The organism is Desulfovibrio litoralis DSM 11393, from assembly GCF_900143255.1.
GTDB classification, from domain to species: Bacteria; Desulfobacterota; Desulfovibrionia; order Desulfovibrionales; family Desulfovibrionaceae; genus Frigididesulfovibrio_A; species Frigididesulfovibrio_A litoralis.
Genome location: NZ_FRDI01000004.1, coordinates 199,287 through 221,564, shown reverse-complemented (window position 1 = coordinate 221,564; position 22,278 = coordinate 199,287). Strand labels below are relative to the sequence as shown.

Annotated in this window: 21 protein-coding genes; 15 read left to right on the top strand and 6 right to left on the bottom strand. The window is 36.1% G+C overall.

Annotated elements, in window-relative coordinates; genetic code table 11:
* Positions 1-63: 63 nt before the first annotated feature.
* The 3 genes from ruvC to BT999_RS05805 form a co-directional block, all read right to left on the bottom strand.
* Positions 64-561, bottom strand: coding sequence for a crossover junction endodeoxyribonuclease RuvC (ruvC, locus tag BT999_RS05815; RefSeq protein ID WP_072696832.1), 498 nt, complete (start codon positions 559-561; stop codon positions 64-66).
* A gap of 20 nt (positions 562-581) precedes the next feature.
* The gene (locus tag BT999_RS05810; RefSeq protein ID WP_072696831.1) at positions 582-1,322 is read right to left on the bottom strand and encodes a YebC/PmpR family DNA-binding transcriptional regulator; all 741 of its coding nucleotides are present in this window, start codon (positions 1,320-1,322) and stop codon (positions 582-584) included.
* Positions 1,323-1,411: 89 nt separating this feature from the next.
* Positions 1,412-2,014 (bottom strand): RlmE family RNA methyltransferase, encoded by a 603-nt coding sequence (locus BT999_RS05805; RefSeq protein WP_072696830.1) that lies wholly within the window; start codon positions 2,012-2,014, stop codon positions 1,412-1,414.
* 211 nt (positions 2,015-2,225) lie between these two features.
* Between BT999_RS05805 and BT999_RS05800 the strand changes: the two genes are divergently transcribed.
* The 13 genes from BT999_RS05800 to BT999_RS05740 all read left to right on the top strand — a co-directional run bounded on the left by BT999_RS05800 (position 2,226) and on the right by BT999_RS05740 (position 15,945).
* The gene (locus BT999_RS05800) at positions 2,226-3,848 is read left to right on the top strand and encodes a glycosyltransferase family protein (protein ID WP_072696829.1); all 1,623 of its coding nucleotides are present in this window, start codon (positions 2,226-2,228) and stop codon (positions 3,846-3,848) included.
* A gap of 119 nt (positions 3,849-3,967) precedes the next feature.
* Entirely contained in the window at positions 3,968-5,398 is a 1,431-nt protein-coding gene (gene hslU / locus BT999_RS05795; RefSeq protein WP_072696828.1) for an ATP-dependent protease ATPase subunit HslU, read from the top strand.
* Between the two features lie 46 nt (positions 5,399-5,444).
* Complete coding sequence (gene argB / locus BT999_RS05790; protein WP_072696827.1) at positions 5,445-6,335, top strand: acetylglutamate kinase; 891 nt, start codon at positions 5,445-5,447, stop codon at positions 6,333-6,335.
* Between the two features lie 114 nt (positions 6,336-6,449).
* Complete coding sequence (lysA, locus tag BT999_RS05785) at positions 6,450-7,766, top strand: diaminopimelate decarboxylase (RefSeq protein WP_072696826.1); 1,317 nt, start codon at positions 6,450-6,452, stop codon at positions 7,764-7,766.
* An 8-nt stretch (positions 7,767-7,774) separates the two neighbouring features.
* Positions 7,775-9,175, top strand: a complete 1,401-nt coding sequence (locus tag BT999_RS05780) for an MATE family efflux transporter (protein ID WP_072696825.1) — start codon at positions 7,775-7,777, stop codon at positions 9,173-9,175.
* A gap of 23 nt (positions 9,176-9,198) precedes the next feature.
* Positions 9,199-10,002, top strand: a complete 804-nt coding sequence (locus BT999_RS05775; protein WP_072696824.1) for an ADP-ribosylglycohydrolase family protein — start codon at positions 9,199-9,201, stop codon at positions 10,000-10,002.
* A 363-nt stretch (positions 10,003-10,365) separates the two neighbouring features.
* Complete coding sequence (locus BT999_RS05770; protein ID WP_072696823.1) at positions 10,366-11,304, top strand: HlyD family secretion protein; 939 nt, start codon at positions 10,366-10,368, stop codon at positions 11,302-11,304.
* 13 nt (positions 11,305-11,317) lie between these two features.
* Positions 11,318-12,313: an ABC transporter ATP-binding protein gene (locus BT999_RS05765; RefSeq protein ID WP_084650624.1), complete on the top strand. Its 996-nt coding sequence runs from the start codon at positions 11,318-11,320 to the stop codon at positions 12,311-12,313.
* Entirely contained in the window at positions 12,310-13,449 is a 1,140-nt protein-coding gene (locus tag BT999_RS05760; RefSeq protein WP_072696822.1) for an ABC transporter permease, read from the top strand. The genes BT999_RS05765 and BT999_RS05760 overlap by 4 nt, the downstream gene beginning before the upstream one ends.
* A 29-nt stretch (positions 13,450-13,478) precedes the next feature.
* On the top strand, positions 13,479-14,117 hold the full coding sequence (locus BT999_RS05755) for a TetR/AcrR family transcriptional regulator (protein WP_072696821.1): 639 nt from the start codon (positions 13,479-13,481) through the stop codon (positions 14,115-14,117).
* Positions 14,118-14,170: 53 nt separating this feature from the next.
* On the top strand, positions 14,171-14,662 hold the full coding sequence (locus BT999_RS05750; protein WP_072696820.1) for a hypothetical protein: 492 nt from the start codon (positions 14,171-14,173) through the stop codon (positions 14,660-14,662).
* Positions 14,663-14,697: 35 nt separating this feature from the next.
* Positions 14,698-15,204: a DUF6985 domain-containing protein gene (locus tag BT999_RS05745; RefSeq protein ID WP_072696819.1), complete on the top strand. Its 507-nt coding sequence runs from the start codon at positions 14,698-14,700 to the stop codon at positions 15,202-15,204.
* Positions 15,205-15,285: 81 nt separating this feature from the next.
* Positions 15,286-15,945: a NirD/YgiW/YdeI family stress tolerance protein gene (locus BT999_RS05740; protein WP_072696818.1), complete on the top strand. Its 660-nt coding sequence runs from the start codon at positions 15,286-15,288 to the stop codon at positions 15,943-15,945.
* 243 nt (positions 15,946-16,188) lie between these two features.
* Here BT999_RS05740 and BT999_RS05735 read toward each other — a convergent pair whose 3' ends face one another.
* Positions 16,189-18,132 carry an EAL domain-containing protein gene (locus BT999_RS05735; RefSeq protein WP_072696817.1) on the bottom strand — a complete coding sequence of 648 codons (1,944 nt, stop codon included), beginning with the start codon at positions 18,130-18,132 and terminating at the stop codon, positions 16,189-16,191.
* A 305-nt stretch (positions 18,133-18,437) separates the two neighbouring features.
* A complete protein-coding gene (gene purD, locus BT999_RS05725) occupies positions 18,438-19,721 on the bottom strand; it encodes a phosphoribosylamine--glycine ligase (protein ID WP_072696815.1) in 1,284 nt (427 codons plus the stop codon).
* A gap of 275 nt (positions 19,722-19,996) precedes the next feature.
* On the opposite strand from purD, the gene BT999_RS05720 reads away from it, so the two are divergent.
* Positions 19,997-21,283, top strand: a complete 1,287-nt coding sequence (locus tag BT999_RS05720) for a phenylacetate--CoA ligase (protein WP_072696814.1) — start codon at positions 19,997-19,999, stop codon at positions 21,281-21,283.
* Positions 21,284-21,427: 144 nt separating this feature from the next.
* Positions 21,428-21,562: a hypothetical protein gene (locus tag BT999_RS12705; RefSeq protein WP_281246534.1), complete on the top strand. Its 135-nt coding sequence runs from the start codon at positions 21,428-21,430 to the stop codon at positions 21,560-21,562.
* 79 nt (positions 21,563-21,641) lie between these two features.
* On the opposite strand, the gene BT999_RS05710 is transcribed toward BT999_RS12705, so the two are convergent.
* Positions 21,642-22,247, bottom strand: coding sequence for a type VI secretion system amidase effector protein Tae4 (locus BT999_RS05710; protein ID WP_072696812.1), 606 nt, complete (start codon positions 22,245-22,247; stop codon positions 21,642-21,644).
* Between the last annotated feature and the right edge of the window lie 31 nt (positions 22,248-22,278).

The window sequence follows — 22,278 nt, the reverse complement described above, 5'->3', positions numbered from 1 at the left end:
AAAATAAAGTTGGCAAGATAAAAAATTGTTTTAAAAGAAAGAAAAGATGCCGATAAAATTGACTTATCTTTTAGTCAATAGAGTCATGCGTCGGCTGTTTAAATGACAAATAGCCGCCGCCAAAGCGTCTCCTGCGTCAACGCCCCAATCTTCTTTTACTCCAAGTAAGCGTGAAACCATAAAAGAAACTTGGCTTTTTTCAGCACCCCCGTTTCCAACCAAATTTTTTTTTATCACTCTTGGTTCAAAACTGTATACAGGTAATTTATATAAGGCACAAGCCGCAATCGCCACGCCTCTGGCTTGCCCGAGTTTTAAAGCAGATGAAACATTTTTATGGGTAAAAATATCTTCTACGCTTGCCTCATCTACTTTATGAAGTTTTAATATTTCAATAAGTTCAGAAAAAATTTCACCTAAACGCAAAGAAAACTCTTTTGCCTTTGGACGTATAATTCCACAAGCAACAAGTTTCAACACACCTGAACTTTCTTGAACAATACCCCAGCCCATGTTTTGCGAGCCGGGGTCTATTCCTATTACTTTAATATCTTTATTCATTATCTAAATTTCAAAAACGATTAGAGTTCCGACAACAATTCTTCAGGAATATCAAAATTAGAGAATACATTTTGAACATCATCATTATCTTCAAGTGTATCAATAAGTTTAAGTAATTTTCTGGCAACTTCGATATCAACGGCAATGGTATTTTGCGGAATCATTGCAAGTTGAGAGTCAAGCACAACGATTTTGGCATTTTCCAAAGCCTGGCGCAAATTATCAAAATCAACCGCTTTACAATGCAATTCCCAAGTATCATCGCTATCAATCACATCATCAATACCGGCTTCAAGACCTGCTTCCATAAGTTCATCTTCGGTATATTTCTTTTTATCAACGGAAAATACGCCTTTACGTTCAAACATCCAAGAAACACAGCCGGCTTCACCCATAGAGCCACCGCCCTTAGAAATAATACTGCGTACTTCGGCGACCGTACGATTACGGTTATCTGTTGCAACTTCGACTAAAATCGCAACACCGCCCGGACCGTAACCTTCATAAGTAATTTCGGCAAGGTCTCCGCCAGCTTCTTCGCCCGTACCCTTGCGAATAGCTGTGTCTATTTTATCTTTAGGTAGGTTAACTTCTTTCGCTGCTGCAATCGCTGCACGCAAGCGAGGGTTATAGTTCGGGTCTCCGCCTGATTTAGCAGCAATAATGATTTCTTTTGCCGCCTTGGTAAAATCTTTACCTTTTTTTGCGTCTTGACGACCTTTACGATGTTGAATATTTTTCCATTTACTATGTCCGGCCATTTTTCCTCCAAATATTTGTTTGCAATCTAATTTTTATTTTTAATATTAAAAAATTTTTATTAATTCAATATATTATTTATGAAAACAATTTAATCGCAAAGCTCTTTTTTAAATCCTAACCCTACGATAAAAATTTCCTTACTTTCCGAGCGAGAACTTTTGGGCTTAACAGTCTTAACTTTATCAAAAACACAACGCATTTCCTTCACAAATGCCTCATATTCAGGCCCCATAAAAATTTTTACGATAAAAGCACCCTCAGGCAATAAATGTTGTTTCGCCCGCTCTAAAGCCTCTCGACATAAGTCAGCAGAACGCATCTGATCGGTAAATTTATTGCCAATAGTACGAGGAGCCATATCACTCATAATAATATCAAAAGGTTCAAGTTGTTTAATCGCTTCTTCTATCTCCGGGCTAAGTTCAAAGACATCACCTTGCATAAACTTAACATTAACGGGAAAGGCCGTATGGGTTTCTTGTAAATCAACTCCAAGCACTTTTCCGCTAAAGCCGACAAGCTCTCCGGCACATAAGCTCCAAGACCCGGGAGCAGCTCCTAAATCTAAGACTTTCATACCCTTTTTAAAAAGTTTGAGTTTATCTTCAATTTCTTTTAGTTTATATACCGAACGAGCCGGATAATTGTCTTTCTTGGCTTGCAAAAAATAATAATCACGATATTTTTTCATATAATTATAACTTCAATTTTATCTCAATATGTTTTATATTTATTCTCTGCATATCCATTTTTAATAAACAAAGTATAAAAAGCACCAAATAAACCTATTGCAGCTAAACCTATTTTAGGCTTAATTTCGTACTTTATATTAAAAACTCAACTAAGCCAAGTTTAAATATAAATAATAATTACAGAATGTTACAAATAAAGACACGCTATTTATGCCAAATAATCAAAGAAAAATCAGACTTCAAGTCTATTCAGAAATTGGGTTAAAACAAAGTTTAAGCTCAGGAGAAGAAGCTTTTATTCTACGCTCTGTTTCAAACAATAATACTGCAACAAAAAATATAAATATTCCAAAGGCTATTTTAATCTTAGGGCTTGGCGACGACCCTAAATATCTTGAAACCTTACTAAATAAATATCACAAACAAAATATTCCAATTTATTATATAGAGAATGATGATTTTTTAAAGCAAATGAGTGCTGAATATTTAGCTAATATTCCTAGCTATTTAAAACGTATTAATAAAGAAGATTTAGAAGAGATACTTCAACACAAAACTCTTATTATACAATATCAACAAGCCGACACTCTTTTTCCATCATTTTGGTGGAGCATTATAAATAAAATCGAAATTTATCAAGATAATGCCTCATCTTTTCAAAAAACCACAGAAAAAACTTTGTTTTTAGTTAGTTCAGAAAAAAATCTTTTACATTTTGAACTGACAAACGCCTTTCAGAACGCCGGTTTTAAGATAATTCATATAGAAAAAGATTGTACGCACTTAAATCTAAAAACCCTTATCTATCAGCATAAACCGAGTTTATATTTCAGTTTAAATTGTGAAGGGTTTGGCACTTTCGGAGAAAAATTTTTCTTACTCCGAGAACTCGGCGTTGAATGTGCCTCTTGGTTTGTAGATAATCCATGGAACATTATAACTCTTTTAAAGTCTAAATTTTGGCAAGAACTTTATTTGTTTTGCACAGACAACAGTTTAATTCCCGATTTAAAAAAACTTGGAACAAAAAATATTACCCATCTTCCCTTGGCTTGTGATTCGGATATTTTTAAAGCTAAGTCCGAAAACCAAGACTCTCTATTCAAGTTTGATAAAAATAAAGATTCTTTAAAAAACAGCTTTAAAAATCATGAATCACGCCTGATTTTTGTGGGAAATTCCGCCTTTCCCAATAAAGTCGGCTTTTTCTCCGGATTAAAAATACCTATAGAAATCGAACGAGAAGCGGAACAATTTTATACAAACAGCCAAGGAGAACGCCCTGACTTTTTTTGGTGGCTTAAAAAATTAAATATTCAGCTTAGTTTAAACAATAAAAACTTTCGTCTCGCCGCCTTTGGTGCCGATAATAGCTCGGCTTTATGGCGTATGAATTGCATTAACGCTCTTTCCTTATATAATCCGCTTGTATATGGAGACTCAGCTTGGAAAAACTTACTTCCGCCAAGTGTAAAAGTTAACCCTCCTGTTGACTATTACTCTCAATTACCAACACTCTATAAGAAAAGTATGTTTACCTTAAATGCAACAAGCTTTTTATTACCTCAAGGCTTAAACCAACGTTGTTTTGATGTTTGGAGTAGTGGCGGTTTTTTAATCACAGATTATCACAAAGGCATGGATATTTTTCCATCTGATATGGTCAAACGGATCAGCTTTCATAAAAAAAATGAAATCTTGCCTCTACTTGACTCTTTTTTGGAAAATTCCAAACTCTATTTTGAGCTCAAAGATGAGTGGAACGCTCTTATTTTAAAAGAACATTCTTATAAACAGCGTATAGATTGTATATTAAAGCAAATTTTTGATTGACTTATAACATAAGCAACTTATTTGTTTTATATTAAATTTTTTCATATTCACAAATACCAGATTATTTTTTAGATATTCAAGTTAACAACAATGAATATAAAAAACTATAAGGATAAAAAATGAGTCATTTAACACCTCGCGAAATAGTACAAGAATTAGATAAATATATCATTGGACAAGGTGATGCAAAACGTATGGTCGCAATTGCCATGCGTAATCGTTGGCGTAGACAACACCTTGATAAAGAGCTTAAAGACGAAGTTTCTCCTAAAAATATTATTATGATAGGACCAACAGGCGTCGGAAAAACAGAAATAGCCAGACGCTTGGCAAAATTAAGCGGGGCTCCTTTTATCAAAGTAGAAGCTACGAAATATACCGAAGTCGGTTACGTTGGTCGAGATGTTGAATCAATGATCCGTGATTTAATGGAAATAGGCGTAAACTTAGTAAAAAAAGAAGCCGCCGAAGCCGTAAAAGAGCGTGCCGAATTACTCGCCGAAGAACGCCTATTAGATCTTCTTTTACCACCAAAACCAAAAGTAAATTATATTCAACCAAACAATGATTCAAACGTTGATTTTGTCGCTTACGGAGACGGACGACCACCCCTTCCGACAACACAATTATCTGATGAACAAAATACAAACACCACAGCATCAAGTGAAAGTAATTCAACCAGAGAAAAATTGCGTTCACTTTGGAAAGCGGGTAAGTTAAATGACCGTGAAGTTGAAATGGAAGTTGAAACAGCTACGGTTGGCATTGAAATTTTGTCTGTTCCCGGTTTAGAACAAGTTGGCGATCAGATGAAAGACCTTTTTGGAAAAGCGTTTCCGGCAAAGCGTCAAACAAAACGCTTTAAAATTGGAACCGCCTATGAAAATTTAATCCAACAAGAAAGCGAAAAGCTAATAGAACACGATAAAGTAATTGAAACTGCCAAAGAAAGAGTTGAACAAGGCGGTATCATATTCCTTGACGAAATAGACAAAATTGCCGTTGCCAACAGTGCAAATCGTGGTTCAGACGTATCTCGCGAAGGTGTTCAAAGAGATTTATTGCCTATCGTAGAAGGCAGTACGGTGAATACTAAATACGGAATGATCAAAACAGATCATATTTTATTTATCGCCGCCGGTGCGTTCCATTATGCCAAACCCGCAGATTTAATTCCAGAATTACAAGGACGCTTTCCGTTAAGAGTTGAACTTGAAGCTTTGGGAAAAGATGAATTTTTACGCATTTTACAAGAACCGGAAAATTCTTTGGTAAAACAATATTCTGCCCTATTAAAAACAGAAAACGTAGAACTTGACTTTAGCTCTGATGCGTTGGTAGAAATCTCTGCTTTTGCCGAAGAAACCAATAAAAACACGGAAAATATCGGGGCAAGAAGGTTATATACAATTATGGAACATATTTTGTCCGACCTGTCTTTTGAAGCTCCCGATAAAAATGGAGAAAAAATTACTATCGACAGCAACTATGTGAAAGAACATTTGACAGACGTGCGTGAAGATAAAGATTTAAGCCGTTATATATTATAAAAAACAAAACTCTTATCAACCCAACCTCTCAAAAAAGGATAAAGGTATGAAAAATATTCAAGCTCAAGCTAAATTATTAATGGAATTTTTACCTTATATTCGCAAGTTTAAAGGCGAAACAATCGTAATAAAATACGGCGGACACGCCATGACAAACGAAGCCTTGCAAAAAGCTTTTGCCTTAAATATTGCCTTATTGCAGTATGTGGGAATCAACGTTGTGGTCGTTCACGGTGGTGGCCCTCAAATTGGAAAAATGCTTGAACAGCTTAATATAAATTCTACCTTTCGCCAAGGCTTAAGGGTTACCGATGATGCCACCATGAATGTTGTTGAAATGGTCTTAGTCGGAAGAGTAAACAAAGAAATCGTCAACGCCCTTAACCAAAGTGGCGTTAAAGCCGTTGGTCTTTCCGGTAAAGACGGACAGATGATTAAAGCACGCAAAATGGAAATGGTCATACACAACCCAGCACACCAAGCACCGGAAATTATTGATCTTGGTAAAGTCGGCGAAGTTATGTTTATCGACACCAAACTGATTCATGCCCTTTTACGAGACAGCTATGTTCCTGTTATCGCTCCCGTTGGCGGCGATGAAGAAGGCGAAACTTATAATATTAATGCCGATGCCGTTGCCGGAGCGGTTGCCGGGGCTTTAAAAGCCAAACGACTGTTATTGTTAACAGACGTTGCCGGAATTATGGATAAAGACAAAAAATTGCTTAACTCTTTGGATATTTCAAGCGTATTGAGTTTATTTGAAGACGGAACTCTGCAAGGTGGTATGATTCCTAAAGTAAAGTGTGCCTTAGAAGCCCTGCAAGACGGAGTGGAAAAGGTAATTATCACTGACGGAAGAGTAGAAAACGGCATCTTATTAGAGCTTTTTACCGACCACGGCGTAGGCACGGAGCTTGTTCGTAAAAAAGCGTAAACACAGCTTTATTCGCAAATTAAAAGAATAATTTCAGTTACTTTTATAACCCACAAGTAAAACGATAAAAACACAAATAAAAGCAACATGTTGCTTATTGAAAAGAGAAAAACAATGCAAAGTTTATTCGCACCATATACTGATTCAATAGATTTTTTTAAAGGACACAACCCCTTTGATTTAATCAAAAAATATCTAAGTCCTCTTTATGTATACAATGAAGATGTTTTAAGAACTCGCTGTCGAGATTTTAAAAACCTATCTAAAGACTCAAAGTTTACCGTCAGTTATTCATCAAAAGCCAACAGCAATCCTTTTTTGCTTAATATTATGCGAGAAGAAGGAATCGACGTTGATGTAATGTCTCCGGGCGAGCTTTGTACCGCCTTAGCCGCAGGATACACAAAAGAACATATCAGTTATGTTTCTAACAATATCTCAAGCGAAGAAATGCTCTTAGGAACAAAAAATTGTAAAATAATCGGTCTTGATTCTCTGGCACAACTTGAAATGTTTGGAAAAGTTTCACCAAACTCAAAAGTAATGTTGCGTTTTAATCCCGGAATAGGAGCAGGACACCATAAAAAAGTTATCACGGCAGGAAAAGAAACCAAGTTTGGAGTCAACCCCGATGAGCTTCCTGATGTACAAGACATTTTAAAAGAATATAATCTACAACTTACAGGCATAAACCAACATATTGGCTCTTTGTTTATGGAGCCAAGTTCTTACCTTCAAGCTGTAGAATGGTTGCTTGATTTTGCCGAACAACTCGATTTAAAACAGCTTGAAATCATTGATTTTGGAGGCGGTTTTGGAATTCCTTATCATAAACACGCCTCAGAACCACGCCTTGATTTAAAACAAACAGGGGAAAAACTTGATTCTCTTCTTACAAGTTTCCGCAAAAAAACAGGCTATAACGGCTCATTTATGATAGAACCCGGGCGTTATATTCCTGCGGAATCAGGTTTGGTTTTAGGAACAGTATATTCAACCAAACAAAACGCCGAAACAACGTTTGTTGGAACCGATATTGGGTTTAATATTCTTGCCCGCCCCATGCTTTATGATGCCTATCACGAAATAGAAGTATTTCGTGAAAATTACGATAAAGAAGAGGCTGTGGAGTTTATTCCGCAAACAATAACGGGAAATATCTGTGAAAGCGGAGATATTTTGGCAAAAATGCGTAATTTGCCGGAAATAAATGAGGGCGATCTTGTTGCTTTGTTAGATGCGGGGGCTTATGGTTTTTCCATGAGTTCAAATTATAATATGCGCCTGCGTCCTGCCGAACTTCTTATTACAAGCTCAGGGAAATTGGAACTTATTAGAAAAAGACAAAGTATCACCGATTTGTTTAATTCAATTGAAATAAAAAATCCCTCAAAAGATTTAACTACTCTGCTTAATACAGTGATAAGTTAAGAAAATAAATGTTAAAGAAATTTACCAATACCAAAACAACATTTAACCCCAATCAAGAACTTGGTCTTAAACAAATTTGGAACTTAACCTTTCCACAAATACTAATGACTATTTTCCATTTTGGTATTGGTTTTACCGATGTGGTTGTTGCCGGACGTATCAGCCCCGATGTTCAGGCAGTAATCGGAATAGTAACACAATGTCAGTTTGTGCTTATAGTAATCGCTACGGCATTGGCAAACGCCTCAGTAGCCTCTATAAGCCAAGCTATCGGTGCAAGACTTAATCTAAGGGCAATTCGTTATACCGGTCTATCGTTAGGTTTAGGGCTTGTTTTTTGTCTTTTGGTCTTACCTGTTGCTATCATCTTTCAACAAACTTTTCTAAACTTGTTGCATGTTTCTGACCAGTTAATGCCCACAACAAAAAACTTTTGGCAAATCTATCTTTTAGCATTACCCGCCCACTATTTACTCGTTTTGAGCAACGCAGTTTTTAGGGCATACAAAGCCGTTTATCTTCCACTTATTACTACATTTATAGTATTTTTGATCAACGCCTTTTTAGATCTTGGTTTTGGACTTGGTTGGTTTGGATTGCCTGCTTTTGGGGCAAACGCAATTGCTTGGGCAAGCTTAATTTCAGTCTTTGCCGGAGCTGTCTTTAACTTTGTAATGCTCATAAAACTCCAATTATTTAAAAGCGAATCCATTGCCAGTTGGCGTTGGAACAAAGCAGCTCTTCCTTATTTGATAAAAGTTGCCATACCCTCTGCCGGAATGCAACTTTTATGGCAAATCGGCTACCTTGTGTTAATTGGAATAACCAACGCATTGCCGAAAAACAGCGAAACCGCTATGGCGGGAATGACCGCCGGTATGCGTGTTGAATCAATGTTATTCATGCCGGCTTTGGCTTTTAACTTAACCGGAGCCGTCTTAATCGGAAATTGCCTCGGAGCAGGGAAAAAACTTGAAGCCAAAAGAGTCGGGTTAAAAATCTTAGGTCTTGGTTGTGGAACAATGAGCAGTTTTGCAGCAATATTATGGTTTTTTGTTCCAACAATAGCCGCCTTTGTTGCCCCTGATCCCGCTGTTATGCAAGAATGTATGAATTATCTGAAATTTAACATTCTTTCTACGCCATTTACCGTTGCCAGCATGATTTTAACAGGCTTACTCAGCGGTGCCGGTGCAACTATTTATCCATTTTATGCCAATAGTTTTTCTATTTGGTGTGTCCGCCTACCCCTTGCCTATATCATGGGGCATATTATTTGGAAAAACGCCTCGGGAGTGTTTTTTGCCATGTTGATTTCTCAAATGGTGCAATCAAGTCTTTGTTTATATATCTTTTTATTTAAAAATTGGACAAGATTTGCACAACGTGGCGGAAACAAAACAACATAAAAAAGCAACAAAAGGAAAACAGCATGTTTGGAGCAATCGCAGGTGATATTATCGGCAGTCCTTATGAATTTACCGTAAATAACATCAAAACAACTGAGTTTCCATTATTTACACAAAAGTCAATATTTACAGATGATACCGTTATGACTGTTGCCGTTGCCGTCGGAATAATGAAAGGCTTTGGAAATATTGAAAAAACAAAAGAAAACATTATCCAAGCCATGCATCTTTATGGTCATATGTTTCCAAATGTCGGTTATGGGCAAAAGTTTTATTTATGGCTGTGCAACAAAGACAGAAAGCCCTACAACAGCTATGGAAATGGTTCTGCCATGCGGGTTTCACCAGTCGCATGGGCTTATAACGACCTTGCAACAGTTGAAGATTATGCAAAGCTGAGTGCTGAAATAACCCACAACCACTCGGAAGGAATTAAAGGGGCTTGTGCCACGGCTTCCGCTATATATATGGCTCGCACGGGAGCTTCTCAAACAGAGATTAAACAATATATTACTTTACGTTACGAATATAACCTTGAACGCAGTTTAGCAGAGATACGCCCGCAATATACTCATGTTGAAAGTTGCCAAGAGTCTGTACCTCAAGCAATTATCGCTTTTTTGGAAAGTAACAATTTTGAAGATGCAATTCGTAAAGCCGTCTCTTTAGGCGGAGACAGCGACACAATAGCGGCAATTACAGGCAGTATCGCCGAAGCTTTTTATGGCGGTGTACCTGAAGATATTATGCAACAATGTTTGTTGCGGCTTGATAAACGCCTTATACAAGCTATAACAGACTTTAATCATTGGTTAAAAAGAAATTAATCTTAGAATAAAGATTTTGTCTGTTTCATCTTAAGACAATTGCAAAGCTCCGTTTTGCGTTCTTTCATCATGGTTTTACACTCTGTATCTACATAAAATAAAACGTCTTAGGTCTCAGCAACACTCTTTTTACAGAAAAATTAAATTTTATCTTTGTTTCGAGGATATACCCCCCCCCGAAGCCCCGAGTACACTACCCTATTCTTGTTTTTTGGAGTGTCTTCCTAAAAGAAGGCTCTTTGAGATTATTATGCAATAGTTTCATCTTTTTATTGACAGACACTTTCTTTCATTATATAAAATGACTGACCAGTCAGTTTTTCTAATTAAGCAATCAATAAAACAGTGTAAAGAAGGTCTCTGATGAATAAAAAAATACTTTTTGTTCCGATTATTCTTATTATTCTCGGCATATACTTTTATAGAACAACTCAGAATCAAATTCCCAACGCTCTCACGGGATATATTTCAGTCGAAACCATCTATATGGCGGCTCCTGTTTCCGGAGAGTTAAAATCTCTATACGTCAAAAAAGGAGAACCCGTTAAACTCGGGCAAAAACTTTTTTCCCTAGACGAAACCACCAACTCGGCACAAATTCAACAAGTTGAGGCAAGTATCAGCCAACATCAAGCACAAATCGAGTTGGAAAAAGCTATGTTGGCACGTTCAAAAGACAATTTGGCGATTGCCTTGGCGGAATCTGAACGCACGGAACAAGATTTTCAGCGTTATAAAAATATTTTGGCAAAAAATAAAGGTGCGGTTTCTGAAATTAACATAGATCACGCGCGCATCGCCGCAAAAAGTGCAAAGATAGAATACAATGTTGTGGCAAAAAACGTTGAAGCCGCTACTGCCAATATAAAAATTGCAGAAAGCCAAAAAAATAACGCACTCGCAGAAAAAGACATACTTCTTCGCCATAAAGCGGAGTTAAGCCCGGTCTCCCCCGTTCAAGGCACGATTGAAGATGTTTTTATTCAACAAGGAGAATGGGGCGTTGCCAATCAAGCTGTTTTAAGCATTATACCAAATGATAATATAAAACTGCGTTTTTATGTGGGAGCAAAAGACTTACCCAAATATCAAACAGGTACGGTGATTCATTTCAATATTATCGGCTCAGACAAAACTCGCTCGGCAACAATAAATTATATCGCCCCAAAACCAGAATTTACGCCACCCGTTATCTACAGCCTCAATACCAGTGAAAAATTAGTATTTTGTATAGAAGCAAAACCTGATGACATAAAAGATTTAAGCTCAGGTCAACCGATTGAAATTGCACTCTCAAAATAAAAACGGCTTACCAATGAATACAAACTCAAAACCAAACCCCAGTCCTCTTCCAACTAAACAAAATGCTGAACAAAATCCTGAAAACACAAATTATGCCATTAATGTTCATAACTTGAATAAATCTTTTGGAACAAAACACGTTGTGCAAAACGTTTCAATCGAAGTAAAAAAAGGACACATTACAGGTTTTTTAGGACCAAACGGTTCAGGAAAAACAACAACTTTACGCCTACTTTGTGGATTATTAACAGCAGATAGCGGAGAAGGTAAGGTTTTAGGTTTAAACTTTAGAAAAGATAGAGAACAAATTAAACGCCAAACAGGCTATATGACTCAAAAATTTTCATTGTATGATGATTTGAGTATAGAAGAAAATTTAGTTTTTATGGCACGCATTCACGAACTGCCAAACTATAAAGACAAAGTAAACATCACGCTAAACAGACTCAAGTTATATGATAGACGAAAACAACTTGCCGGAACTTTATCCGGAGGTTGGAAACAACGCTTGGCTCTTGCAACTGCAACCCTCCACAACCCTAAATTGCTTTTATTGGACGAACCCACAGCGGGCGTTGACCCAAAAGCCAGAAGAGATTTTTGGGACGAAATTCATGATTTGGCAACAGGTGGATTAACCGTTTTGGTCTCTACCCATTATATGGACGAAGCCGAACGTTGTCATGATATAGGTTATATTTTAAACGGTTCACTGATTGCAAGAGGTAGCAGTGAGGAAATTATCAAACAATCAAAGCTGATTACTTTTGAAGCTGAGTGCGAGGGTAGCGGCGAAACAATCAAAACCCTTCAACAACAAGACGGAGTCATCAGTGCTTCGGCTTTTGGCAAAAGACTTCATATTAGCGGACTAGATCGAGATAAATTACTTAAAGCAATCAGCAATAGCCATACTGACAAAAACAGATGGTCTGAAGTAGAAAGCTCTCTGGAAGATGTTTTTATTTACTTTATGACAGACAAAAAGGATCATCGGTACTCAGAATGAACCAATTTTTATCATTAAACCGTATTTACGCTGTTTTAGCTAAAGAATTCACACAACTAAAAAGAGAACGCACCACTTATGCAATGATTTTACTCTTGCCAGTTATTCAAATTTTAGTTTTTGGTTATGCTATAAATAACGACCCACACCACCTACCGACGGCTGTATTATCTAAAGATTATAGTTCAGTCGCAAAATCTATTGTTACTGCCTTTGAAAACACAAAATACTTTAAAATAGATCATGTTGTTACATCTGAGCTTGAACTAAACGCCTTGTTAAAACAAGGTAAAGTACAATTTGCAATCACTATTCCCGAAGATTTCACCTATAATTTTGTTAACAGAAAAAAAGCCCAAGTTCTCTTAGAAGCTGATGCTGCCGACCCTACAACTATCGCTTCGGCAATTTCGGCTGCCAACGGTTTAGCTCAAGAAGCCTTAACCCAAGAACGAGCCAAGCTTGGTTTTCCCCCACAAAAAAATGACTTTGAAGTTATTGTACATAAACTTTATAACCCTGAAAATATTACAACTTTTAATATAATTCCCGGTTTGTTGAGTGTAATTTTAACTATGACTTTAGTAATGCAAACCGCCCTCGCCGTAACTAGAGAAATAGAACGTGGAACAATGGAAAGCCTTTTATCTACTCCCGCTACTTCTGTTGAAATCATGATTGGTAAACTAAGCCCCTATGTTTTAGTTGGCTTTGCTCAAACTATTGTCGCTTTAAGTATTGCCAGACTTTTATTTAACTTGCCCTTGCCAAACAGCTCTGGAGCTTGGCTAGCGTTTAGTATAGGAGTTGTTCTGTTTATTTTGGGCAATCTTGCGATAGGTTACCTTGTCTCAACTCTTGCCAAAAGCCAACTTCAAGCCATGCAAATGTCTTTGTTTTATATGTTGCCGTCCATGTTTTTAACAGGGTTTGCCTTTCCATTTTACGGAATGCCTTTTTGGGCTCAAAAAATAGGCTCATTTATTCCGGGTACACATTTTTTAAGAATAATACGCGGAGCATTATTGAAAAACCAACAATTAAGCGATATGACTCCTAGTCTCTTAGCATTATCAATTATCGTAATAACAGTGTGTAGTTTTGCTGTGTTACGTTCTCGCAAAACCTTAGATTAAAAACATAATTATTTAAAAGAGTTAAAACAATGCATAAAAACAAATTAAACCAAGATAATAAAGTTGAAGCTAAACGTGTTGCGATTTTAAATTCAGCCCTATCTGAATTTATAAAAAAAGGCTTTAATACTACACGCATTGAAGATATTGCCAAACAAGCGGGAGTCGCCAAAGGCACTATTTATTTATATTTTAATAATAAAAATACACTCTTTGAAGAGGTAATCAGGCAAAATATAAAACTCGTATTAAATACTTTGAACACTACAATTCAAACAAATGAGTTAAAAGCTCAACAGCCGGAAGGACACAAAACAAACGCCCACGAATTATTACAAAATATTATGCTCAATATTCTAGGTACACTACAAACGACTAACGCCGGAGATGCCTTAAGGCTATTGATTAGAGAGGGGTTACTGTTTCCTGAGTTAACCGCCTTTTATCACCAAGAATTTATCACACCGATCTTAAATCAATATAGATATATTTTAAAAAAAGCTTATGATAATAAAGAAATAAAAGTTAAAGAGTTATCAGACTATCCACAAATTCTGGTTGCTCCTCTAGTTTTTGGAATAATATGGCAAACCGTTTTTTCAAATAAAGAGCCAATTAATCTGGAAGAAATGCTCAAAGTTCACCTAAAAAATATCTTTATAAAATAACAACAAATTAATATAGTGGCATTCATATCAAAAATATCAGGATTAATGACTTCATGAAGCTATTGCGTTTTTTCTTACGTTTTTTTCTATTATTTATCATACTAATAATTCCGCAAATCCTTTGGGGGTTATATTTTGTACAGGATAAAATTATAGCCGAGACGCAATCCTGCACCTGCCCTGATGTGCATATTATATGGGGACAAAAGCATATTGATGCGTCTATCCCCGAAGAGCTTAAACAGTATGATTTTGATACAACAGAAGCCTATCTTGAAGAACGACGTGAACGTGCCATTCCACTTTTCTTGAACTTTCAACCTGTTTACCCTATCTATGTTTTTACGGGAACAGTTATCGGTAAAGATCGGGTGTCGGAACATGACCCTTGGAACCCTGTTATTAAAGCAGATAAAATATACACAACAGGCGAACAGGAAATTCAAATTCTTTTTATTCTTCAAGGAATAATCCTGTTTATCTTATTACTGACCTACACAGTTTTGCGAAAACTTTGGAGCGTCGTTAAAAGTAAGAGTAAGTAAAATCATAAATCAGAATAATTATAACGGAGACTGATATGAGCGTCATAAAAAATATTCAACGAGAACAATATTATTTTACAGGACAAACCTTTTTTAAATTATTTAATACAGACATTAATGTCTCAATTGATTTAAAAGCTCCTGATTTTAATTTTGCTGAAAAATGTGCCGTAGCACTTAACAATATGAAGCCTGAAACCATTGATAAACTTTGTGAATTTTCCATTTTATATTGTTATGACTTTTGTGATGCGATTGGAGCAGAGGCACCAAAGTTAGAAACAAAACGAGATATTCTAAAATATATTAAACCCCAAGATCTAATCGTAAATATCCCAAAAGACAACAGCACGGTAATAAAACTGTTTATGGAATGTAACTGGGAAGAAGAGCACGACATGGAATGGCTCATTAAAGATGATAAAATCTTATATGTCGGAGCTTGTAGCGATGAACCTGTTTATGCCGAAGAGTCATATTATCATAATTCATGGAACTATGCGAACTTAAAAACAACTCGTAAGATTAATACTCCATTTTAATTTCTATAACCATACTGGACTTATTTTTTTTATACTATATAATAACAGCTATTATTATATTTTTATAAAAGGAGTTAACTAATGAAAAGGAATACACTTTTTTCAAGCCTATGTCTCAATGTTTTTATTTTGCTATTAGCGACTATGCCGGCTTTAGCAAGCTCTCAGACTAACTGGTCAAATATCCAAACCTCAACAATAGCTCAAGCACTCACTCTCCCTGACGATACTCGGGTTATTTTAGAAGGAACAATTACATCTTTAAATCGCCACGAAAGATATGAATTGCGTGATGCTACCGGCACTGTGGTTGTTGATATTGATGACGATTTATGGCGTGGTCAAAGATTCGTCTCCGGACAAAAAGTAAGAATTTTTGGCGAAGTAGATGTAAAAAGCAACCGTATTGAAATTGATGCAAGCAGAGTAGAAGTCGTATCTGCTACAAATAGTCCACAAAATAATAGCGGTTGGGGAAGTCTAACTCTTACAACAATAGCCAAAGCCATCACACTCCCAGATGATACTCAAGTCATTTTAGAAGGAACAGTTACACCTTTAAATCGTCGTGAAAGATATGAATTGCGTGATGCTACCGGCACTGTGGTTGTTGATATTGATGACGATATTATGGGAAGAGCACCTCTCGCAAAAGGGCAACGCATTCGAGTCTTTGGCGAAGTTGATATAAAACGTAACAGCATTGAAATTGACGCTAACAGAATAGAAATAATACAATAATAACAGTACAGCATTTAATAAAAAGCATCGGCATTATGTCGGTGCTTTTTTTATATTAAAAAGACTATTGCAATACTACGTTTTGCGTTCTTTTTTTCATCATTTTGTACCATGCTGGTACTCAGTATAAGATGTCTTAATACACAAAATTCACTAAGTTAACAGGAAACTTTATCTTATCTATGTATTTTTTAAGCTTTTCATGACAAAAGTTGTTTTGAGACTATTTACAATAATCTTAATTTACTTTTTATCTTTAGCATATAAAATAAAATCTTCTAAGGAAATGGCTTTAGCAAACAAAAAGCCCTGCCCTTTTTCTACTCCAAGTTCAGCCAACATTTGTTGCTGTTCTATAGTCTCTATACCTTCTGCCACAATAGTGGCATTATAAAGTTTAGCCCCTTGAACACTCATAACAATCGCAGAATATGAACGCTCTTCATAAATATTTGAAACAAGGGAATAGTCGAGTTTTAGCTCAGAAAAAGGCAATTGTGATAACAACGAAATTGAAGCATAACCTGTTCCAAAATCATCTAGCGAGAGTTTTATTCCATTTTTAATTAAACAATTAAAGTTTTCTTGTACAATATTATCAGAAAAAGAAAGTTTGCTTGTCTCTATAACTTCAACAACAAGCCTATTCGAATCAATTTGTTTTTCTGACAACAGATTGCAAATACGTTGTCCAAAATTTGCGTTAGAAAAAGTGCTGGGAGAAAGATTAAGAGAAAGAGGAATATGATGCAATTCAGAGGGCATACTTTCCAAATAAGAAACTATAGTCTCAACACTAGTCCACTCCAACTCATGAAGCATACGGTGCGTTTCTGCTATCTTAAATATTTCAGGCGGGCTAAAATATCTTGAAGTATTATTTGGTTGCCATGCTCTCAAAAGACTTTCGGCACCAACGCAACTGCTATCGGTCAAAGACACTTTAGGTTGTAACCATAAAGGCATCCGCTTTTCTTCAATCCACTGTTCAATATAATAACGTATTTTTTTCTCTTTATGAATTTGGTGCATCACATTAGACTCAAAATAGCGAATACTACCATCACTAAAACGCTCGGCAAAAGCCAAAGTTCGTAAAAAACGCATTGGATTTTTTATATTTTCAGGAGCAACTTCAAAACCTCCAATACTCAAACAAGGCTTAATCATTTTATTATGCGAATGTTCATTAGTGCTTAAGATATTATAAATTTGAAGGGCTATCCCTTTTTCTTCAACTTTTTCAATTCGAATATTTTGTAATATTAAAACAAAAGAACGATCTGAAAAACAATATACTTGGGTCTTATATATAGCCAACCAGTCTTCCTTAGTTAGTTGGAGTAATTTCTGACTCATGTTGTTAATAAACATATCCGCCCACTTATAACCCAGCTCTTGGACTAAATCTCTTAAATTACAAATATCAATTAACAACAACGAACGGTGTATTTGTTGATCTTGTCTATAATTTTCTTCTATATCTTTTTGCAAGGCTCTTCTATTTGGTAATCCTGAAAGGACATCAAAATAAAGCTGTCGTCCTCTCTCTTTTTCTCGCTGTAAAAGAAAAATAACAGCAAACAAAATAAGTACAGAGAATGAAAAACTTCCTATAAAACGCCGTGCCATTAAATTAATAATCAAATCTCGTTCATTAGGAGAAATAAAAAAGATTATGACCAAAGGAAATTCTATAATAAAAAAACGCCATAATACAAGGATAGCCCCTGATTTTATATTAAGATAATCTTTGTTATATTTCTGGTAATAATAATGAAGAAGAGAAGAGCTAAGCACAATAGAAAAAATATTAAAAAATGGAAACGACCAATGCGTAATACCACCTAAAAGCAAACGCCCCCCAAAGGCAAAACACCCTACAATTATGGCGTTTCTCCAACCACCCAAAAAGCCTGCCAAAAAAATGAAGTCTGTTAAAATTAGTGTTTCTATCGGTACTTTTAAACCACCAGTCATTAAAAGCAAAAGTATCAGGCAAGATACACCAAAAAATATCCCCAAAATATAATCATTTTTACGTGAAAGCTTCTGGAAATCATAAAAAATCAGAAAAGTTGAAAAAAGCCCTATTAAGGCGATTGCCTGTAAAAATACACGGGGAAAAATAGAAATAGCTTCAGGAATAGCACGCAACAAACCGGAATAAAATAGATCTATAAGCATACAGCACTCTTCTTGATTTAGAATTGTATTAACGAGAAAGGTTCAACACAAGAGAATCTACATTACAAATAAATACAGACAAATACCATAAACATGATAATTATAGCTAATACTCTTAAGCTTGTCCAGCATAAAAAAAAACGACCGAATACTTTTACGTATTCAGTCGTTTTTTTTGGGAAACGCACAGTTATTTCGTTTGGCAAGGCACGAGGTTTTTTTGAAGCAAGAGTGGACTCTTCCGTCCATGACTATTTTAAAAAAAGTGAAGTAACGCCAAACGGAATAAATCAGCGTTTCCTTAATTATTTTTGATTTTTTATTCCTTTAGCCCCAATATCTGTTCTGTATTGTGAATATGGCATATCAATACAAGAAACACCTTGGTAGCCGAGCTTAATAGCCTCATCTAAGCTTGGTGCCAGTGCGGTTACGCATAAAACACGCCCGCCGGTTGAACTCAGCACTCCATTTTCAAGCTTAGTACCTGAATGAAAAACTTTAAGCTTATTATCGGCGAGTTTTTCAGCTTCGGTGATTCCTTTGATTTCCATGCCTTTTTTATAACTACCGGGGTAGCCTTCAGCGGCGATAACAATGCCAACGGATACATCATCAGAAACATTGATTTTATCTTTATATAAAGCACCTTTAATACAACTTGACATTAAATCCAGCAGGTTATCTTCAAGACGCATTAATAAAGGTTGGCATTCAGGGTCGCCAAAACGCACGTTAAACTCAACAACTTTAATACCGCTTTTAGTCAACATCAAGCCGGCATATAAAATCCCTTTAAACGGGTGTCCTTCTTTCTTTAAATGCTCTAAAACGGGCTTAAAAATTAAATCTAGTATTTCTTGGTGTCTGTTTTCAAGCACTAAAGGCATGGGGCTATAAGCACCCATTCCACCGGTATTAGGACCTTTGTCATCATCATAAACCCTCTTGTGATCTTGGGCTGATGGCAACAACAAGGCTCTTTCGCCATCACAAAACGCCAAGCAAGAGACTTCTTCGCCTTCCATCATTTCTTCAATAACGACTTTTGAGCCAGAATCTTTAAAGATATTGCCCACCATGATTTCTTCTAAAGCCCCGAGAGCTTCGGTCATATTCATAGCGACAACAACGCCTTTTCCTGCGGCTAACCCATCAGCTTTAATAACAATCGGAGCACCCTTGGCTTTAACATAAGCGACAGCATCATCATAATTATCAAAAGCTCCAAATTCAGCAGTCGGCACACCGGCAGCATACATAACATCTTTAGCAAAACTCTTACTACCTTCTAATTTAGCAGCATAAGCATCAGGACCAAAACAAGCGATACCGGCATCTCTACAGGCATCAACAATACCTAAAGTTAAAGGAAGCTCAGGAGCAGGCACAACAAGGTTAATGCCCTCTTGAATACAAAGATTAACTAAACCTTTAATATCATCAACTTCAACAGGCACATTAGTCGCTATCCCCGCTGTTCCACCGTTGCCAGGAGCAACAAAAATTTCTTTTATACGAGGGTCTTGTTTTAACTTCCAGACAAGTGCGTGTTCTCTGCCACCTTGACCAATTACTAAAATACGCATGTAAAACTCCTAATATGGTTCTTAAATTTAATAACTTTATTTTTTAACTTTGACATTTGAATACTACTTAAATATGACAATTTAAAATCATTTTAAATCAACGCTAAAATATATCTAGCTTCTTTTTTGCATTCATTTTAATATTATTAGCATTCGCTTACTCAATGCATCATAAACCGAGATGAAAAAAAAATGTAGTAAAAAAATGCAAAAAATAATATTAAAAATCTTTATATGAAAAATCAGAATAAAAAGACTAACTAAAGGACTATATTATGAGTAAATATCGTTTTATAAAAGAATATGACGAACCTAGCCTACATAAAATTCAAGAAGACGGTTTAAAATATACCCTTAATCACGCCTTTAATGGTAGTTTACAATACAAAAAAAAATTAAGCGATGCCGGTTATCAGCCGGGAGATATAAAAACCCTCGACCAAATCACAAAACTGCCTTTTACTACTGCTGATGATTTAAAAGACGGTTATCCCCTCCCCCTACTTAGCGTTCCTACAAGCGAAGTAGTTAGGGTTCACTCTTCTTCAGGTACAACGGGAAAACGCAAAGTCTTGGCCTATACCGCCAATGATATTTATAATTTTAATTTACAAATGGCTCGTTGTTATGAACTTGCTGAATTAACCACAGAAGACCGTGTACAAATTTGCGTAGGTTATGGACTTTGGACAGCAGGAGCTGGCTTTCAACTAGGCAGTGAAATGTTTGGGGCTTTAACCGTTCCTGTTGGACCGGGCAACCTTGAGATTCAGCTTCAATTATTAGTCGATTTAAAAACGACCTGTCTTGGTGCTACGGCCTCTATGGCTCTTTTAATGGCGGAAGAAGTAGAAAGACATAATCTACATGACCAAATCGCCTTAAAAAAGATTATTTTCGGTGCCGAAGCCCACAGCAAAAAAATGCGTAAAAATTTTGAAGCGAGATTAGGCTTAGAACATAGCTTTGATATTGCCGGCATGACAGAAATGTATGGACCGGGAACAGCTCTTGAGTGTACGGCTCACGAAGGTTTACACTATTGGGGCGATAATTTTATTCATGAAATTATTAATCCTGAAACTTTACAACCTGTAGCGATTGGCGAAGTCGGAGAATTGGTTGTAACCAGTTTAAGAAAAGAAGCCGCCCCGTTAATCCGTTATCGCACAAGAGACTTAACCCGATTATTGCCGGGAACTTGTGCTTGTGGTTTAAAAGTTCCAAGACATGACCATATTTTAGGGCGTTCTGATGATATGATTATTGTTAGAGGCGTTAATATTTACCCTGGTCAATTACTCGAAATAATTCATCATTTCCCAGAATTAGACTCTGAATATCAAATTATTTTAAGTAGAAAAGACGGAAAAGACATGTTTGATTTAAAAATTGAAAGTAAAGAAAACATGAACTTTGACCGCCCCACTCTAGCGACAAAAATAGAGCGAGAAATTCACAAACATCTTATCGTCAGTGCTAAAGTCGAGATTGTCGATTATGGCTCACTGCCTCGCTCATTTGGCAAAAGCAAAAGGACTATTGATACTCGTTTTGAGTAGAGGGTTGAAAAAATTATCTAGACCCAACATAATATATATAAATTCCATCAAATGAAGTGCATACCTGCATAGTAATGTAAATTATACATATAGACTAAAAAAGTAATAAGTAATTCAACTAGAATAACTACGATAGAGTACTTTATGAGCTTTATATTATTTCCCGCACCTAGTAATGCTATCCCCAAAAACAACACAATGTTAATGAAGATATATGCTATAACAGTAGTTAGTTTATGCCCACCAGTTTCTTCACTGCCTGAGCTTGGAATTGATTGAAAAACGATAAACGCCAAAGATATGCAAATAAAATAGGCTAGACAAAGAATAAACAGAGATACGAATAACTTTCTTATTTTCATGGTATTTCCCAAAATAGAATAGTTGTTGCGTTATCTAGGTTAGAATAAAATAAATCTGGACTATCGATGTTAAACCGTCCAACATTTGTGGCAAAAGACCTGAATGAATAATGTGGAAATCGGCTACCATTCCATAGATCTATATGACCACCTGTAGGGAATTTACTTCCTTCTGGTATCCAATAATTGGCAAAATAAACTACACCTGTTTTATTTGTTATCTTGCTTCTCCAGTCTTTACTGGTGATGTTAATAGACTTAGGCCAATTCGCTAAATATCTTTTATCCAACCATTCTGCCAACTCTTTCGCTCTTAATACATGTTTTTCATCTTTATGATAGTTACAAGTGACGCCTTTAAATGTTTTCAATGAAGCACCGGCATGTTGTAAACACACACTTAGACGAATTGCACATTGGTTATCGAAAGCAGGGTTTGTACCAAAAATTTCGTCCCACAATGAACCATCTGATGGTTTGTTGCATGGTGCAGCTTCGGGATAAGCACTCCATAATTCTTTAAAAGTAATAACTTTTAAAGGTTCTTTTTTGTGTGATTGAGGTATATTATTAGTGGCAGCCTTGCTTGGAATATTAGGCATATTTTATATCTCCTTGACCATAAAAAATTAT

Excerpts from the sequence above, each read along its gene's own strand:
- ruvC (WP_072696832.1), bottom strand. The coding sequence starts at position 561 with ATGAATAAAGATATTAAAGTAATAGGAATAGACCCCGGCTCGCAAAAC.
- BT999_RS05750 (WP_072696820.1), top strand. The coding sequence starts at position 14,171 with ATGAAGCTATTGCGTTTTTTCTTACGTTTTTTTCTATTATTTATCATA.
- BT999_RS05760 (WP_072696822.1), top strand. The coding sequence starts at position 12,310 with ATGAACCAATTTTTATCATTAAACCGTATTTACGCTGTTTTAGCTAAA.
- BT999_RS05775 (WP_072696824.1), top strand. The coding sequence starts at position 9,199 with ATGTTTGGAGCAATCGCAGGTGATATTATCGGCAGTCCTTATGAATTT.
- BT999_RS05755 (WP_072696821.1), top strand. The coding sequence starts at position 13,479 with ATGCATAAAAACAAATTAAACCAAGATAATAAAGTTGAAGCTAAACGT.
- BT999_RS05800 (WP_072696829.1), top strand. The coding sequence starts at position 2,226 with ATGCCAAATAATCAAAGAAAAATCAGACTTCAAGTCTATTCAGAAATT.
- BT999_RS05805 (WP_072696830.1), bottom strand. The coding sequence starts at position 2,014 with ATGAAAAAATATCGTGATTATTATTTTTTGCAAGCCAAGAAAGACAAT.
- BT999_RS12705 (WP_281246534.1), top strand. The coding sequence starts at position 21,428 with ATGAGCTTTATATTATTTCCCGCACCTAGTAATGCTATCCCCAAAAAC.
- BT999_RS05720 (WP_072696814.1), top strand. The coding sequence starts at position 19,997 with ATGAGTAAATATCGTTTTATAAAAGAATATGACGAACCTAGCCTACAT.
- BT999_RS05740 (WP_072696818.1), top strand. The coding sequence starts at position 15,286 with ATGAAAAGGAATACACTTTTTTCAAGCCTATGTCTCAATGTTTTTATT.
- BT999_RS05745 (WP_072696819.1), top strand. The coding sequence starts at position 14,698 with ATGAGCGTCATAAAAAATATTCAACGAGAACAATATTATTTTACAGGA.
- purD (WP_072696815.1), bottom strand. The coding sequence starts at position 19,721 with ATGCGTATTTTAGTAATTGGTCAAGGTGGCAGAGAACACGCACTTGTC.
- BT999_RS05810 (WP_072696831.1), bottom strand. The coding sequence starts at position 1,322 with ATGGCCGGACATAGTAAATGGAAAAATATTCAACATCGTAAAGGTCGT.
- hslU (WP_072696828.1), top strand. The coding sequence starts at position 3,968 with ATGAGTCATTTAACACCTCGCGAAATAGTACAAGAATTAGATAAATAT.
- BT999_RS05770 (WP_072696823.1), top strand. The coding sequence starts at position 10,366 with ATGAATAAAAAAATACTTTTTGTTCCGATTATTCTTATTATTCTCGGC.
- BT999_RS05765 (WP_084650624.1), top strand. The coding sequence starts at position 11,318 with ATGAATACAAACTCAAAACCAAACCCCAGTCCTCTTCCAACTAAACAA.
- argB (WP_072696827.1), top strand. The coding sequence starts at position 5,445 with ATGAAAAATATTCAAGCTCAAGCTAAATTATTAATGGAATTTTTACCT.
- lysA (WP_072696826.1), top strand. The coding sequence starts at position 6,450 with ATGCAAAGTTTATTCGCACCATATACTGATTCAATAGATTTTTTTAAA.
- BT999_RS05735 (WP_072696817.1), bottom strand. The coding sequence starts at position 18,132 with ATGCTTATAGATCTATTTTATTCCGGTTTGTTGCGTGCTATTCCTGAA.
- BT999_RS05780 (WP_072696825.1), top strand. The coding sequence starts at position 7,775 with ATGTTAAAGAAATTTACCAATACCAAAACAACATTTAACCCCAATCAA.
- BT999_RS05710 (WP_072696812.1), bottom strand. The coding sequence starts at position 22,247 with ATGCCTAATATTCCAAGCAAGGCTGCCACTAATAATATACCTCAATCA.